At 55.5% G+C, this 15578-nt stretch carries 14 protein-coding genes; 7 read left to right on the forward strand and 7 right to left on the reverse strand.

Translation table 11 applies throughout. The features are described 5' to 3' along the window. The first annotated feature begins 30 nt into the window (after nucleotides 1–30). The 5 genes from VAE57_RS04970 (at nucleotide 31) to VAE57_RS04990 (ending at nucleotide 3886) form a co-directional block, all read left to right on the forward strand. Nucleotides 31–606 (forward strand): DsrE/DsrF/DrsH-like family protein, encoded by a 576-nt coding sequence (locus VAE57_RS04970; protein WP_322820792.1) that lies wholly within the window; start codon nucleotides 31–33, stop codon nucleotides 604–606. Between the two features lie 97 nt (nucleotides 607–703). Then, a complete protein-coding gene (locus VAE57_RS04975) occupies nucleotides 704–1066 on the forward strand; it encodes a rhodanese-like domain-containing protein (protein WP_322820793.1) in 363 nt (120 codons plus the stop codon). A gap of 39 nt (nucleotides 1067–1105) precedes the next feature. Then, entirely contained in the window at nucleotides 1106–1603 is a 498-nt protein-coding gene (locus VAE57_RS04980) for a protein tyrosine phosphatase family protein (protein ID WP_322820794.1), read from the forward strand. Between the two features lie 11 nt (nucleotides 1604–1614). Further along, nucleotides 1615–3381: a SulP family inorganic anion transporter gene (locus tag VAE57_RS04985; protein WP_322820795.1), complete on the forward strand. Its 1767-nt coding sequence runs from the start codon at nucleotides 1615–1617 to the stop codon at nucleotides 3379–3381. Between the two features lie 94 nt (nucleotides 3382–3475). Next, entirely contained in the window at nucleotides 3476–3886 is a 411-nt protein-coding gene (locus VAE57_RS04990; RefSeq protein WP_322820796.1) for a rhodanese-like domain-containing protein, read from the forward strand. A gap of 198 nt (nucleotides 3887–4084) precedes the next feature. Here VAE57_RS04990 and VAE57_RS04995 read toward each other — a convergent pair whose 3' ends face one another. The 5 genes from VAE57_RS04995 to VAE57_RS05015 form a co-directional block, all read right to left on the reverse strand. Continuing rightward, nucleotides 4085–4480 carry a Zn-ribbon domain-containing OB-fold protein gene (locus tag VAE57_RS04995; protein ID WP_322820797.1) on the reverse strand — a complete coding sequence of 132 codons (396 nt, stop codon included), beginning with the start codon at nucleotides 4478–4480 and terminating at the stop codon, nucleotides 4085–4087. Then, nucleotides 4477–5103 (reverse strand): Yip1 family protein, encoded by a 627-nt coding sequence (locus VAE57_RS05000; RefSeq protein ID WP_322820798.1) that lies wholly within the window; start codon nucleotides 5101–5103, stop codon nucleotides 4477–4479. The genes VAE57_RS04995 and VAE57_RS05000 overlap by 4 nt, the downstream gene beginning before the upstream one ends. 77 nt (nucleotides 5104–5180) lie before the next feature. Further along, nucleotides 5181–6347 (reverse strand): thiolase C-terminal domain-containing protein, encoded by a 1167-nt coding sequence (locus VAE57_RS05005; RefSeq protein WP_322820799.1) that lies wholly within the window; start codon nucleotides 6345–6347, stop codon nucleotides 5181–5183. Nucleotides 6348–6365: 18 nt separating this feature from the next. Beyond that, entirely contained in the window at nucleotides 6366–7415 is a 1050-nt protein-coding gene (locus VAE57_RS05010; RefSeq protein ID WP_322820800.1) for a hydroxymethylglutaryl-CoA synthase, read from the reverse strand. Between the two features lie 191 nt (nucleotides 7416–7606). Next, on the reverse strand, nucleotides 7607–8926 hold the full coding sequence (locus tag VAE57_RS05015) for a hydroxymethylglutaryl-CoA reductase, degradative (RefSeq protein WP_322820801.1): 1320 nt from the start codon (nucleotides 8924–8926) through the stop codon (nucleotides 7607–7609). Between the two features lie 165 nt (nucleotides 8927–9091). On the opposite strand from VAE57_RS05015, the gene VAE57_RS05020 reads away from it, so the two are divergent. Beyond that, nucleotides 9092–9787 carry a hypothetical protein gene (locus tag VAE57_RS05020; protein WP_322820802.1) on the forward strand — a complete coding sequence of 232 codons (696 nt, stop codon included), beginning with the start codon at nucleotides 9092–9094 and terminating at the stop codon, nucleotides 9785–9787. On the opposite strand, the gene VAE57_RS05025 is transcribed toward VAE57_RS05020, so the two are convergent. Both VAE57_RS05025 and VAE57_RS05030 read right to left on the reverse strand, forming a co-directional pair. Next, nucleotides 9765–11693: an ATP-binding protein gene (locus tag VAE57_RS05025; protein WP_322820803.1), complete on the reverse strand. Its 1929-nt coding sequence runs from the start codon at nucleotides 11691–11693 to the stop codon at nucleotides 9765–9767. The genes VAE57_RS05020 and VAE57_RS05025 overlap by 23 nt on opposite strands. Nucleotides 11694–11851: 158 nt before the next feature. Next, nucleotides 11852–13300, reverse strand: coding sequence for an ATPase domain-containing protein (locus VAE57_RS05030; protein ID WP_322820804.1), 1449 nt, complete (start codon nucleotides 13298–13300; stop codon nucleotides 11852–11854). A gap of 836 nt (nucleotides 13301–14136) precedes the next feature. On the opposite strand from VAE57_RS05030, the gene VAE57_RS05035 reads away from it, so the two are divergent. After that, nucleotides 14137–15216, forward strand: coding sequence for an aminopeptidase P family protein (locus tag VAE57_RS05035; protein ID WP_322820805.1), 1080 nt, complete (start codon nucleotides 14137–14139; stop codon nucleotides 15214–15216). Nucleotides 15217–15578 lie beyond the last annotated feature (362 nt).

Genomic DNA, 15578 nt, shown 5'->3' on the forward strand with positions numbered 1-15578 from the left:
TAGATCAGCACAGGCAGAGGATGGAAAACAATGACAACACCAATGACAGAAACAGTTGACACGCAGGCGCTGCTGAGCAGGATTGCCGAACTGGAGCAGCGAGTAGCCACGCTCGAACAATCACCGGCCCAGAGCATCGAAGATCGGCTGGCGATGGTCGTCTTCTCTGGCGATCTCGACAAAGCAATTGCTGCATTCATTATCGCTACCGGCGCTGCCTCGATGGGTCTGGAAGTGAGCATGTTCTTCACCTTCTGGGGCATTAGTGCCGTCAAGAAGCAGAAGGTCTTCAGCGGTAAGAACCTGCTCGAACAGGGCTTCACCGCTATGCTCCCCGGCAAACTGGGTGAACTCGGCCTGTCGCAGATGAACTTCTTCGGCGCCGGTGCCCAGATCATTCGCAACCTGATGAAACAGCACGATGTCGCATCGCCAGAAGAACTCTTCGCCATGGCCCGCGAACTGGGTGTACGGATGGTCGTGTGTGATATGTCGCGTGAGCTGCTCGGTATTAAAGATGAAGAGCTGGTTGATGGATTGGAAACCGGTGGCGTAGCAACCTTCCTCGGCGACGCGGCCCGTGCCAAAGTAACGTTGTTCATTTAAAAGAGCAGGTAACATCAGCAAGATCATTGATCGGCGACGGCGCGATCACTTCGCAAGCGGAGCGTGCCGTCGTTTCTTGTGAAAGGATATTGAGACCATGTTTCGACAACTCTTTCGCCGTGATGTAGCCCAGAATCACATTGCCACTATGACGGTTCAGGAGCTGAAAACACAATTGGATGCCCGTGCTCCGATGGTATTGATTGATGTACGCCAGCCTGAAGAATTCGCCTACGACGGCCACGTATCCGGTGCCCGTCTGCTCCCACTGCCGGTACTGGCCTCGCGCCTGAACGAACTACCAAAAGATCAGCCGATTGTCTGCATCTGTCGTTCAGGTAACCGTAGCCAGGTAGCCTGTGAAATGCTTCAGCGCCATGGCTTCACCAACGTCACCAACATCGTTGGTGGTATGGTTGCCTGGCAGCGAGCCGGTTACCCGGTGAGTCGTCAGCATTAAGGTTGAATCGCTTTCGTTTTACAAGATATGGACACCACTATGCAACATCAGGCTACATGCAATACACTCCAGCACCAAACCGAAGTTGCGCCGTTGCGCAGCTACGCGGTTACCGAGAACGTGTTACTGGCTGCCCAACCGCAGCCAGAAGACTGGCAACGGTTTGTTGAGGCTGGCTATCAAACCGTGCTCAACATTCGCAGCGATCCCGAACGGGCGGCGCAACAGGCTACCAATGCCCGCGCTGCCGGGTTGCGCTACATTCACGCCCCGTGGCCAGCCTATGAACTGGAGCCAGAACATCTTGCCGAATTTGCTCGCATCGTAGAAGACCCGGCCACCGGCAAACTGGTCTTCCACTGCCGCAGTGCCACGCGCGTCGGCCTGATCTGGATGCTCTACCGGATGGTGCATCAGGGCTGGAGCCGCGAGCAGGCTGAAGCCGAGCTGCGGGCAGCCGGTTACGACGATGATGCCATCGAGACCTTCGATTTCTGCGCCAGTGATTTCTTTGAACGGGTCGGATCACAGGCATAGGGAGGAGAATTATGACGCCCGTTTCAGCTCACCGGCCCGATGTGCAGGCAGCGTTGCTGGCGATGATCTATCGCTATCTCCCATTCCTCAACTGGCTGCGCCATTATCATCGTGAACACCTGCCGAGCGACGTGGTTGCGGGCATTGTAACGGCGATCATGCTCATTCCCCAAAGCATGGCCTACGCTCAACTGGCCGGTCTTCCCCCACAGATCGGCCTCTATGCCTCTGTAGCACCACTCATCGTCTACGCGCTTCTCGGCACCTCCGGCCAGCTCTCGGTCGGCCCTGTTGCCATCACCTCGCTCCTCGTGTTCAGCGGTGTCAGCAGTCTGGCCGAGCCAGGCAGCGCACGTTATCTCCAGTTAGTGCTGTTACTGGCATTCATGGTTGGTGCGATCAAGCTGACACTCGGCGTTTTACGCCTGGGAGCGATTCTGAACTTTATTTCGCATCCGGTATTGACCGCGTTTACCAGTGCTTCGGCACTGATTATTGCTGTTGGTCAGCTCAAATACATTCTTGGCTACCTCATCGGCGGCGAACACATCCACGAGACCATCGGCCAGGCAATTGCCGGCCTAAGCCAGACGAATCTGGTTACACTGACCATCGGCCTGGTCAGCATTGGCCTCCTCGTCTTTTTCCGTCAGGGTTTACGGCCCTTGCTACGCCGGATAGGTCTTCCGCCATTGGCGATCACGCTGATAGTAAGTGGCGCACCGCTGCTCACCGTCATTCTGGGCATCCTGGTCGCCCAAACCTTCCTCCTGGATCAAACAGCCGGCATTGCTGTGGTAGGAGCAATTCCGGCGGGTCTTTCGCCAATCAGTGTACCGGCATTTTCCATGGCCGATGCGCAGGCGCTCCTGCCAACCGCCCTGACCATCGTGCTGGTCAGTGTCGTCGAGTCTATTGCGGTAGCGAAGGCCCTGGCCAGTAAACGCCGGCAGGCTATCGATCCCGATCAGGAACTGGTGGCACTGGGAGCAGCCAACATCACTGCCAGCTTCTTCAGCGGCTATCCGGTTACCGGTGGCTTTGCCCGCTCGGTGGTGAATGCACAGGCCGGCGCCATCACCGGTCTGGCGTCACTCATCACTGCCTTCGGAATCGCAGTGATTCTGCTCTTCTTCACCCCAGTCTTCTACTACCTGCCGCAGGCAGTCCTGGCCGCCACCGTGATCGTCGCCGTCATCGGATTGGTCGATCTGCGTGAACCCCGCCGCATCTGGCGCACCAACCGTGGCGATGCCTTCACCTGGTTGATCACATTCCTGGCGGTCCTCACGCTGGGGATCGAGACCGGTATCTTCGCCGGGGTTGCCTCAGCGCTCATCCTCTACCTCTGGCGCACGAGCCGCCCTCATATCGCCATTGTGGGTCGGTTGGGTGACAGTGAAGTGTATCGCAACGTTGAACGGTATCAGGTCAAAACGTGGCCACACGTAGTGGCGGTGCGCGTTGATGAGAGCCTCTACTTTGCCAATACCCGCTATCTCGAAAGTGCCCTGTTGCAGATTGTTGCGGAACGGCCATCGGTAAAACACCTTGTGTTGATCGGCTCAGCGATTAACTTTATCGACTCCAGTGCACTCCATACGCTCGAACATCTCATTGACGAACTGCGCGATGCCGGCGTTGAATTCCATCTGGCCGACATTAAAGGGCCGGTGATGGATCGGCTCAAACAATCGGCATTGATTGATAAAATCGGTCACAACCATATTCATCTGACAACCCATACCGCTATGCTGGCATTGGGTTGCCAGGATTAGGAGCGTATCAGAAACACCAACCCGTGACGTGAGTGGGTGAAGACAACACCTTCGCTCACTCACTGAGTAGCGCTATACCGAAAGGTTTTTGACCATGAAATACCGTTTTCTGCTTCTGCTGATGATCGGCCTGGCATTATTAACTGCATGTGGTACCACCACTGCATCAACCTCGACCACCAGCACACCGGCGAACATTACCGTTGCCCGGCTGAAGAGTATGATCGACCAGAACGAAACCTTCTTTCTGCTCGATGTCCGCACACCAACCGAATTTGTCCAGGATGGCCGGATCGCCCAGGCCACGCTCATCCCACTTCAGGAGCTTGAGCAACGGCTGAGTGAACTGCCAACCGACAAACCCATCGTCTGTATCTGTCGTTCGGGGAATCGCAGCTCAGTAGCGTGTGATCTTCTCAAAGCGCACGGCTATCAGGCGATCAACGTGACCGGTGGCATGAATGAATGGAAGGCCGCCGGCTATCCGACGGTGTTCGGGCAGTAGCATGAGCCTGAAAGCACACGCTCACCAACAGGAGCACAGGCTGATGACCGTGCTCCTTGTTTGTGTAACATCCGGCAGAATGCTCTCCCGCTAGCGCTACCGTACTCTGCATCCCATCCCCTCTACCACGATAGCAGAAAGTAAAACAGGGTGTCTGTATGTAGACACCCTGTCAGGAACACACATGTGGCATCGTGGTTATACGAGGCGAGGGCGAAACTTATACCCGTACACCAACACCCCATCTTCACCAGAATCCATCAAGCGGCGCGTAACCATCTCGACCGGCATACCGATTGTCAGATCGGACTCATCACAGTCGGTCAACTGAGCCGTTACCAGCGGGCCTTCTTCCAGGCGCACCAGCGCAACCGGGTAGACCCCAAAACTGGCAAATCCTTCGGGAGCCTGTCGCAGGACACTGAAGCTATAGATTTCACCCCGCCCGCTCAACTGATAAGGCTCCCAATCGTTCGCATCTTCGTCGAGCGCGGGTGGCTGCGGCGGAAAACGAATCTCGCCGGTATAGCGATGACGTTGTCCTTCGAGACGGTATCGCGGAACCCGATCCCGCCAGTGACGGGCTATCTTCATGGTGCAAAACCTCCTGCCAGAATAGCCAGAAAAGCAAACCCAACCGTAACGCACAAGAACAGCAGACCAATAACAAACAGAATGATGGAGATATAAAGAGCCTTTTGCGATGGCAGGTTCATGCCGGCCTGGATTGCCAGATAGTTGAGATACACTCCATACACGAGCAAGATAAACAATATAAAGCCACCAATGAAAGGAATAGCATTTGCTATACCCTGGGCTACTGCCAGTGGTGACGAGAAGAGCGAGATGCCCCAGGCCAGTTCACCAAAGCTGCCGGTACCGCCGAAAGCCCGACCCAACAGATAGATGAAACCCCAAATGATAAGTGAACCGATAATCGTGCCGAAAATCCCTGCAAAGATAGCAATGATCAGATTACCCTGCTGAGCAATGGCCGCTTCAATGGCATCAGGTGGCACACCTTGCGCCTCAAGTTGCGCACGCAACTCCCCAACTCGTAAAGGTGCTGTAATTGCTGCAAGGATACCATTGATCACACTCGCAATTGCCGCATAGATCAACGCCCAGACCAGATTGTCACGCTCATGTTGCTCGAACGACTGAACCGACGGACGGGTGAGTACAGCGATGCTGCCATTGACCATTTCCTGAATCACGGGAGCGCTCCTTGGTTACAACAGGCGGAAGACAGCCTTATTGTACCTGACGCAACCATTTCTGTGAAGAGGTAAACTTACGATTCGCGGATCAGAACATGGCTGACAGCAGTTGCCCCGATCCCGCCAAGTGACTGGCTCAGACCAATTCGGGCATTGCTCACCTGGGTCGGGCCGGCCTGCCCACTAAGCTGACGGGTCAGTTCGATCACCTGATAGACCCCACTGGCGCCACCCACGTCACCGCGTGCTTTGTAACCGCCGAAGGTAGCAATCGGCGTCTTGCCGGTTGGGGTAATTGCACCCTCGGCTGCATAGCGCGGCGCTGTTCCCGGTTCGTAGCAGCCAATTGCCTCTAAAGCGAGGGTGGCGGCAATCCCATGCGGATCGGTCAATTCCCACACCTGCACATCACCCACATCCAGATTCGCCCGGCCAAGTGCCATCTGGACACTCGCCCGTGCTGCACTCAAGTCGAGCGGATTTCGCCGCCGGTGGAGTGCCGGGTGATCGGTAGCAACAGCCGAACCGGCGATGCGAATCCGTGGGCGGTCGAGTTCACGGGCAATCTGCTCACCTACAACCAGCAGTGCAGCAGCACCATCGGCCAGCGTACTGCAATCGAGCATGTTCAACGGTGAAGCGATCTGGGCAGCTTTTCGATACTTATTCGCATCAATCGCAAAGCGGTACAGCGCCAGCGGGTTGTGCACACCGTTGGCGTGAGCATTGATCGGAAACGGCGCAAAAGCATCGGCGGTATAGCCATACTCGTGCATATATCGGCGCATCAGCATGGCCCATTGAGCAGTCAGGGTCACCCCATGCAGCGCCTCTTCAGTGCTGTCGGCAGCCATTGCCTGTGCAGCCTCAATTTCATCTTCGAGATGATCGGTAACCTTATCAACCCCGATCACGAGTGCCACCGCCACGCCGTTTTGCACGGCCTGCACCGCCTGGTACAACGCCAGCGCCCCGCTGGCACCAGCCGCCTCAACTCGATATGCCGGAATCGACGGTGAAAGCCCCAGGATGCCAGTCAGATACGCACCAGCCTGGCTTTGACCGTAGAGTTCCTCACTGAACGCACTGCCAACATAGAGCGCTCCGATCTGATGCGGAGCAATCTCTGGCGCACTCGCCAGTGCCGCCCGCACTGCCTCGCTCACCAGATCAGCCAGGCCACGGCGATAATGTTCACCAACGGCAGTTGCTCCCATCCCTGCAATATAGACATTGGTCATTGTTGCACTCCTGATAGACTATCCCATCACCAGCTTACCGCGCCACTTCGCATAGATGGCGTAATCAATCATCACCGCCCGTTGCAGATAGGCCGCGACAAGCGGTGCCCGCTCACGACGTTCCAAAACGGCTTCGGTAACAGTGAGTGCATAGGCATCGGAACCGGCCCCACTGCCGTAGGTCGTTATAAAAATCGTCTCACCCGGTTGTGCCACATCGAGGATAGCGCAGAGACCAAGCAGCGCTGCCCCGGAATAGGTGTTACCGATCTGAGGGCTGAGCAAGCCGGGGGCAATTTGTTTATCGGTGAAGCCCAGGCGTTTGGCAACCGCTTGCGGAAACTTGGCGTTGGGTTGATGAAAGACGGCATAGGTGAAATCGGCTGCGGTGCGGTTGAGCTGGCGGAGCAATTCAGTAGCCGCCGATTGAATCTGATGGAAGTAAGCCGGTTCGCCGGTGAAGCGATTACCGTGCACCGGGTAGGGCCGGTCGGCGCGACGGTAAAAATCGGGCGTATCGGTCACATACGACAACGTGGCATCAATGGTTGCCAGCGCCTCGCTGGCCGGACCAACGATCAGCGCTGCGGCACCGGCGGAAGCAGTGTATTCCAGCGCATCACCGGGACGGCCCTGCGCTGTATCGGCGCCGACGGCCAGCGCATAGCGTTGCATACCACTACCAACCAGCGCCATCGCTGCGGTCAACGCTTCAGAACCGGCTTTGCAGGCAAACTCCCAGTCAGCGGCACTCACCCAGGGGCCGGCCCCCAGCGCATCGGCAACCACTGTTCCCGAAGGTTTCACGCTGTACGGATGGCTCTCACTACCGATCCAGACTGCGCCCAACGCCGTAGCCGGGATGGCAGCCCGGGCCAGGGCATTACGCGCTGCTTCGATAGCCATCGTAATCGTGTCTTCGTCGGGACCCGGAACACTCTTCGCCTCAATTGGCGTTCCACTCTGCCCATCAGTCCAGACCCGGGCGATCTCGCGTGCAGCAATCCGGTACCGCGGGATATAGGCACCGTAGCCGACAATACCAATAGGATGCTGTGGTTTCATCATGAACTCTACTCCATGCAGATGTCAGGCATACCCGGACCGGCTCGCCTTCCGCAGACGAACCAATACGTACCAATCCTCGTCTGTTATCGGGAAACAGAGAGTCCCTTCACCGGTTAAACTGCCGGTGAATACAAGCGCATCGTCGCGCTGTTGGCAGGCGGCCTGTTCTACAGGCCGCCAGAGGTCTCACATTAATTATGCGTGGGGTTACCTATCGTGCGTCCTTCGAGTTCGGCAATGATCTCTTCGGCTCGTGCCAGTTTAATATTCCGCTCGGCGACCATACGACGGGCAACTTCATCAACCAGGGTACCACTGGCACCGGCAGCCATCGCGATCTGGCGGGCATGCAGGCTCATATGGCCCTGTTGAATACCCTCACAGGCCAAAGCACGCATCGCCGCCAGATTATTCGCCAGACCGGCAGCGACACAGACCTCGGCCAGTTCAGCGGCACTACGCACACCGAGCAGTTTCAACGCGGCCTGGGCTGTTGGATGGACTTTGGTCGCGCCACCCACGATCCCTACCGCCAGTGGCATTTCGAGCATACCAACCAGGTTCCCCTGCGCATCGCGCTCCCAATGGGAGAGTGACGTGTAGTGACCATTGCGACTAGCGTAGGCATGCGCACCCGCCTCTACCGCACGCCAGTCATTACCAGTTGCGACCAGTACCGGATCAATGCCGTTCATAATACCCTTATTGTGGGTGGCAGCCCGATAGGGATCGACCGCAGCAAACGCATAGGCCCACAGGATACCTTCAACAACCTCTTCGCCACTCAAACCATCGCGGGCCAGCGATGCCGCCGGCACCACACAGCGCACACGGGCCAGCCGACGGTCGGTCAGATTCGAGAGAATGCGCAGATAGACCTTACCACCGGTCATCTCGGCCAGCAGCGGTGCGACCGCCTCGGCCATCGTATTCACCGCGTTGGCCCCCATCGCATCGCGACAATCGATAATCAAGTGCACAACCAGCATCGGCCCCATCGGGCTGGTGGGGAAGAACCGCACCTCAACATCGCGTGCTCCACCACCCAGACTGACCAGCGAACGACTCTGCGCATTGGCCAGCGCAAGAATCTCTTCCTTACGCGACAAAATCGTTTGTCGGGCCTGATCAGGGTCGCGAACATTGACCAACTGTACCTGACCGATCATCAGTGGTTCGGTACTGCTCGTCTCAAAACCACCACCGTCACGCACCATCCGCGCCGCGTAGCTCGCCCCGGCCACGATTGACGGTTCTTCAACCACCATCGGAATCAGATAATCACGGCCATTGATGCGGAAGTTGGTTGCGATACCGAGTGGCAAATTATAGGTACCGATCACATTCTCAATCATTTTATCGGCGCGCTCAATCGTGAGCGCACCACCATGACCGCCGTGCAAGGCGCGCAAGTCTTCATCGACTAATCCATCAAAGGATTTCACCATTTGCAGTCGCTCAAACGGATTAAGTTGATAAAACCCTTGTAAGCGAGAACTCTTAGTCCCCATATGAGGACGCCTCCTTCTCTACAATAGTTGTCTTCCGTTGTTACGATACCACGATAGTAGTCACGAAACGGTTAACAACAACTGTCAAAACCTATCATACGCCTGTCCGGCTGCTGTCATGAGAGCTATACCGTGCGTATATTGACGTATGGTACAATAGAGTACGTGATACACAAACGTCTGTTCGCATTCATCCTGAGCCTGTTCTACCTGAGCGCCTGTGCAACAACGCCGTTGCCGCCGCTCTTATCTGACCTGCTCACCCGCTCGCCGTCTGGTATGCAGGAGATGATCGCTTTTCTCTACTATGATGAACAGGGGGCGCGGCTGGTGAGCAGTCTGAGTGTCAGTGCGGATCGGCCGCTGCCACTCGACCCACCCGAGCGCCAGGTCTGGCTCGGTGGTCTCGATCCACCGGCTGACATACCGCTGACCAATGAAGCTGGCGTGCAATATGGGCTGGTCATTGCGCAGGGAAACTGGCAATCTGCTGGCAACTACGGGCCAGGCGGACAATGGCCCTATACCCTCGTCACGTCATCCTTTCAATCCATCACCCCAGATAGAGTCGAACTGGCGCAACTCTTCAATGACAACCGCTACGAAGGACGCCTGGTGCAGGTGAGAGCAGCACTGTTGCTGGCTGATGGTACCAGCTTACTGGTCGACTCCATCGGGGCTGGCGGTATTCCGGCGGCAGGTGCCCGCCAGGTCAAACTCTTACATGGTGAGAGTGATCAGGCCGCTTTGAGCCAATTACAGGCCAGGGGCACCGTGCGCTACGGTTACGTGGACGTGATCGGTGTCTGGCGACAGGGGCGACTGGAGCCACTTCTCATCAGACCGCTGCCGTCAGAATAGCGCGTACCTGTTGCAGGAGACGTTGCAGGGTAAATGGCTTCGTCAGCATTGGCGTTATGTCGCGACCTATGTATTCGCTGTCCGCGTAGGCCGAGATATACAACACCCGTACCTGCGGATGCAATACCCGAAGCTGCTGATACAGTTCATCGCCATTAAGCGTCGGCAGCATCACGTCGGTAATCAGGAGATCAATAGTTCCCTGGTAGCTAGCCGCTAACTCCAGGCCATACTGCGCATCTGTCGCTTCTATCACCTGATAGCCATGTAAGCGTAACACACTGGTAATCAGGCGCAAAACTGCTGGTTCGTCTTCAACCACCAGCACTGTCTCGTGACCAAAGAGTTGCTCTTTGCTGAACGCAACATCTTCGCTCACCACCGCCATGTTCATCAGCGCCGGCAGGTATACGGTAAACGTTGCACCCTGACCGGGCGAACTCTGTACGTCGATAAAGCCATGATGCTGCTTCACAATCGCAGCCACCGTTGCCAGACCAAGCCCGGTACCTTTACCGGACGGCTTTGTGGTAAAGAATGGTTCAAATATCCGTGAACGGATCGCCGGATCAATCCCACAACCGGTATCACTGATCTGCAAAGCGATGTAATCACCGGGGGGCACATCAGCAGGCCAGGGGAAGTCAGCATCTTCAGGCCGCACAAGCGTGGTAGTGATGACAATCGTACCATTGCCTTCAATAGCATCACGGGCATTGATCACCAGATTCAGCAGTATCTGTTCAATCTGACTGACATCCGCCTGTACCGGTGGCAGGTCTGGTGCAAACTGAAGCTGAATATCAATTCGTTCCCCGATAATCCGACGGAGAATCACTACAAAATCACTCACAACCCGACTAATTTGTATCGGCTTCATCTCAACTCGCTGCTGACGGCTAAACGTTAAAATCCGCCGAGTCAATGCGGTAGCCCGAATCCCAGCCGCCCGAATCTGATCAAAATCGTTGTACAACGGATTATCAGGTGTTACTTCAAGCATCCCCATCTCAGCGAACCCGATGATCGGCACCAACAGATTATTCAGGTCATGGGCAATACCACTGGTCAGTGCGCCAATTGCCTCTAACTTCTGCGACTGAAAGAGCTGCTCAGCAAGTTGTTGCTGCTCTTCTTCCATTTGCTTCCGTTCAGTCAAATCAAAATGAGCGCCCAGCATATGCGTCGGTCGACCGTGCTGATCGTAAATTAGCGCTGCCTGCGAACGAATCCAGCGGTAGCTCCCATTCTTATGACGAAGGCGAAACTCAAGGGCAAAATCGGGCCAGGGCTGATGCAGGTAACGGTACAACATGTTCAGACAACGTTCCCGATCATCGGGATGCAGCAGTTCTTCCCAAACGGCAAGGGAGTCAACCAGTTCATCGGCGGCATAGCCAATTTGCGCCTTCCATTCCGGCGAAAAAAAGACCCGGTTGGTCTGCAAATTCCACTCCCACAACCCGATCTGGGCCGATTGCACTGCCAAATGCAACCAGGTTTGGGCACTGGAAAGCATAGCTTGCTGCAAGCGACTCACTTCCAGAGCCAGGCGACGGGCACGTAAAAGAATCTCAATCCGCGCCTGCAATTCGACCTTCTGGATCGGACTGATCACCAGTTCATCAACCGTCCGCCAGAGATGATGCGTATGATGTTGAACATCACGTCGAGTCGTGACCAGCAAAAAGGGGAGAAAGATGGGATGCGCCGCAGCACGTCGAGCCTGAATTGCTGCTTCAAAAGTCACCAGCGCTGGTCCATCAATGATACAAAGCTGAAAAGAGCGACGGAGATCAGCCTCACTATTAGCAATAATAGTATGATAATGGTGCCCCAACCAGTCGCGAAGCAATTCCCGATTTGCAGCATTGGCCAGTAAGAGCAAGATTGTGTCATCGGGCATGGTGCATCCTTTTCGTGCCTGCTATATCGTGCCCTCTGTGGTGGGTTCCGCATGACAGCATGTACTCATTCTTTTGTATCGTCGGGTAGCGGATCATTACCCTTTCGGAACTCCCATCCGAAGACTGGCGAAACCATCCGGCAAATGCCAGGCTAATCTCACGTCTTATCAATCCATGTCGGCATTCCGCTCAGAATACCGCGTAAATTGGTAAGCGGCTTCCCTACTTTAATCCCATAACGAGAAATCGTAAATTCGCGCAATGTCTTCTCAAAATCACCCAACCGTTTTTTCAAAACCCCGATGGCCTTGCGCAGCTCACCCTCAATCTCTAAAAAGCGCAAAAAGATGATATTGTCGCCCAGATAACTGGCGCCAATCTCAGTAACTTTGAAATCACCCACAATGTCGGTTGTATCCATGATTAAAAAGACCGTTACGCCTCGACTCTGCAAATATTTGCTCAGAGCATGCAACTGACTGATCAAATCTTCACCGTGCATACACAGGCGGTAGCCGGTCACACTATCGATCATGACAACTTTAATCTGCTTTTGTTCGATAAAGTGACGTACATGCTGGGCAAACTCTGCCGGGTTGTACTGAAGCGGCTCGATCTTCTCAATCCGCAGCAATTGCTGTTGTTGCATTGCCCGAACCGGAATATTCACCGACTCACAACGCTGTTGCATAATCTCAATCTCTTCTTCAAATGAGAAGACCATCGAACGCTCACCGCGACTGGCTGCCTCCTTCATAAATTGAAAACCAAGGGTCGTTTTACCCACCCCCGACGGGCCGGTGACCAGCGTGATCGTGCCTCGTTCAACACCACCATTCAGCAACTCATCGAGTTCGGGCACTCCAGAAGGGATCAATGTGAAAGCGTGTCCAGCCACCAGCGGTGCTGGAATGATACGTGGGAATACCTGCAAGCCTTGAGCGGTCAAACGCATTGCATGACGACCACTCACAAACGATGAGCCACGCATCTTGCTGACGGTCAGATAGCGACCGGTATTGGTTAATTCGAGCGAAATGATACCATCCGCAATATACTGCAAATCATCATCAGGAAAGGCTGCACTATTCTCAGCCGAAAAGATGACGGTCGTTCGCTGTTCGGCGAGAAACCGCAGAAATGAGATAACCTGTTTGCGGAATTGAAAGATATCAGGAGTGAGATAGCGAAACTGGGTAATCGGGTCAAGAAAGACCCGTGTGGGTTGCAGCCGTTGTACGGTCTCGACAATCTGGCGTGTAATCGGTTCTCGTTCAACTTCAGCTGGTGAGAAAATATCGTAGATTTCGGTATTGGCAAAAAAATCAGATGATGGACTGAGGTCGAGGATATGAACCTGATTGAGATTGATACCCACTTGCGCAGCATTCCGGCGAATTTTACTCTCGGTCTCTTCGAGGCTGATAAATAGCGTCGTTTCACCACTTGCCGCACCAGCAGCCAGGAAATGGAGGCCAAGCGTCGTTTTTCCCGTTCCCGGTCCGCCACGCACCAGGTAGGCGTAACGCGGCACCAATCCACCACCACAGATTTCGTCGAGGCCGGGGATACCAGTTGCGAGACGTTGCGCTACTGCCTGTTCCATGATGATCCCCCTCTACCATCAATCAGCGTAGCATCCATACTAATCTGTTTACAAGTCAGCGTCAAGGAGTTGTCAGGCAATATGAACCTGTTTCAAAAACATCGCCCTGGAAGCTGACTCATTCACTCCTGGCGGACCTATGAACGTGATGAGCACCCAAAGTATTCCCGTGACCAGCAGGGCCAACGACGTACCACGCGCCTGGTCGTGAGCACGGCTGCCGCACTCCAAACTCCGCGACACGCGCATCACGCATAATGAACGGGTAAGGCACTCAATCCAGTGCGTGATGACTATGGAGATGGTCGTCAACACTTCTCGCTGCCATACCAGCGACTGGGCGCAGGATATGCTCGTCGGCGATTGGCAAGCGTGCATGCGTACAACAGCCCTGCTTTTATGAAATAAGTTCTAGAACCTATTTCAAAAACATCTACGAGAAGGTATCTTAATTCACTGCCGACCAGTTCCATGATCGTGACAAGCACACACCATCCCCGTGACCGGCTGGGCCAACGGCGTGACACGCGCCGGGTCGTGTGTACGGCTGGCGCGGCAGCCACGCTGTCGCAGCAGCCGTGCTCATGATCCGGCGCGTGGCACGCCGCTGAACCTACCGGTCACGAGAATGCTGTATGTGATCATCACGTTCGTAGCGTCTGTCAGTTTTGACGTAAGTTCTATTCCAGCCACCGGTCGCTCCCAATACCGATAGCCCCCTCCTCGACACATTCCCCTCCGCTCATAGCCGGCCTGACCGGTTTGTCACACATTCTGCATATATGGTGTAGGATAACAGGGTCACATGATTACGTGGAAAGACGAAAGGACAGATAATGACGAACCGATTGCAACAATTACGGGCAACGCTGGCTGCACGTGAATTACCGGCAATGCTGCTCACTGCGCCAACTAGTCGCCGCTACATCAGCGGCTTCACCGGTAGTGCGGGTGCGTTGCTTATCAGTGCCGAAGCCGCCTTCTTGCTCACCGACGGTCGCTATCTGATTCGAGCTGCGGCTGAAGCACCGCACTTTACCCTGCGCGAGGTACGTCCTCCCGCCAGGCCTATGACCGCCCTGATTGCTGATCTGGCAAGCGAACTAGGCATCAAACGATTGGGCTTTGAAGCGGCGGTCATGACCGTTGCCGAGCATCGTCAGTACACTGCCGCGCTTGGCAATGCTATCGATCTGGTTCCCACCGAAAACATTGTGGAAGAGCTACGGATGGTCAAGGATGCGAGTGAAATTGCGCTGCTGCGCCGGGCTGCTGCCATCACCGATGCTGCCCTGGCCGCGGTACTACCTTCACTCACCCCCACCATGACCGAGCGCGAAGCGGCATGGCGACTCGAAGTAGCACTGCACGACCTGGGTGCCGAAGGGCCGTCTTTCCAGATAATCGTGGCTGCGGGTCGCAATAGTGCCCGCCCACATCATACGCCGGGTGATGATGTTTTGGGTGAAGGCCAACCGATCATCATCGATATGGGCGCCCGTCTTGACGGCTACCACGCCGATTTGACCCGCACGATTGTGCTTGGTCAACCCGACAACACTTTTCGGGCTGTGTATGCGGCAACCCTCAAGGCACAACAGGCTGCCATGCAAGCCCTTCGCCCTGGACTACCGTGGTCTGAAGCTGATGCTATTGCTCGCCGCGTAATCGGCGAGGCCGGCTACGCTGAAGGCATCGCGCACAGCCTCGGCCACGGCGTTGGGCTGGTGATCCATGAAGCACCCTGGCTCCGGATTACCGCCCCTGACGCACCTCCCAGTCCGCCGTTGCAGGCCGGAATGGTGACTTCTATCGAACCGGGCATCTACCTGCCGGAATGGGGTGGGGTGCGGACTGAGGATTTAGTCCTCATCACGACCGATGGGTACGAGCTGCTGTCACAGGCACCGAAGTAGAACTGATTTTATAAAAGCTGTGCTGTCGTGCTCCCAGACTATCGCCCAAGCGCATGAACGCTTGCCAACCACCAACGACAGCCTGGCATGCTCCTGACCCGTTGGCAGAGCACAGCGCTGGCTGTACCAACACGGGCTGGATGGGTTGCCGTGTCTGCTCGTCGTGTGAGTGTCGTGAAGTTTGGCGTGCGGCAGCATAGCTGCCGCAGCAGCCGTACACACGATCCGGCGTGTGTCAAGCAGTTGACCCCACTGGTCACGGGGGTGCTAGATTGGATCGTTACGACGAGTCGGTCAGGAATGAGATAACTTCTAACAGACGTTTTTGAAATAGGTTCTAATCAGGCGCTTGCCACGCAAGA

It is taken from the genome of Chloroflexus sp., assembly GCF_034434295.1.
In the GTDB taxonomy this organism is placed as follows: domain Bacteria; phylum Chloroflexota; class Chloroflexia; order Chloroflexales; family Chloroflexaceae; genus Chloroflexus.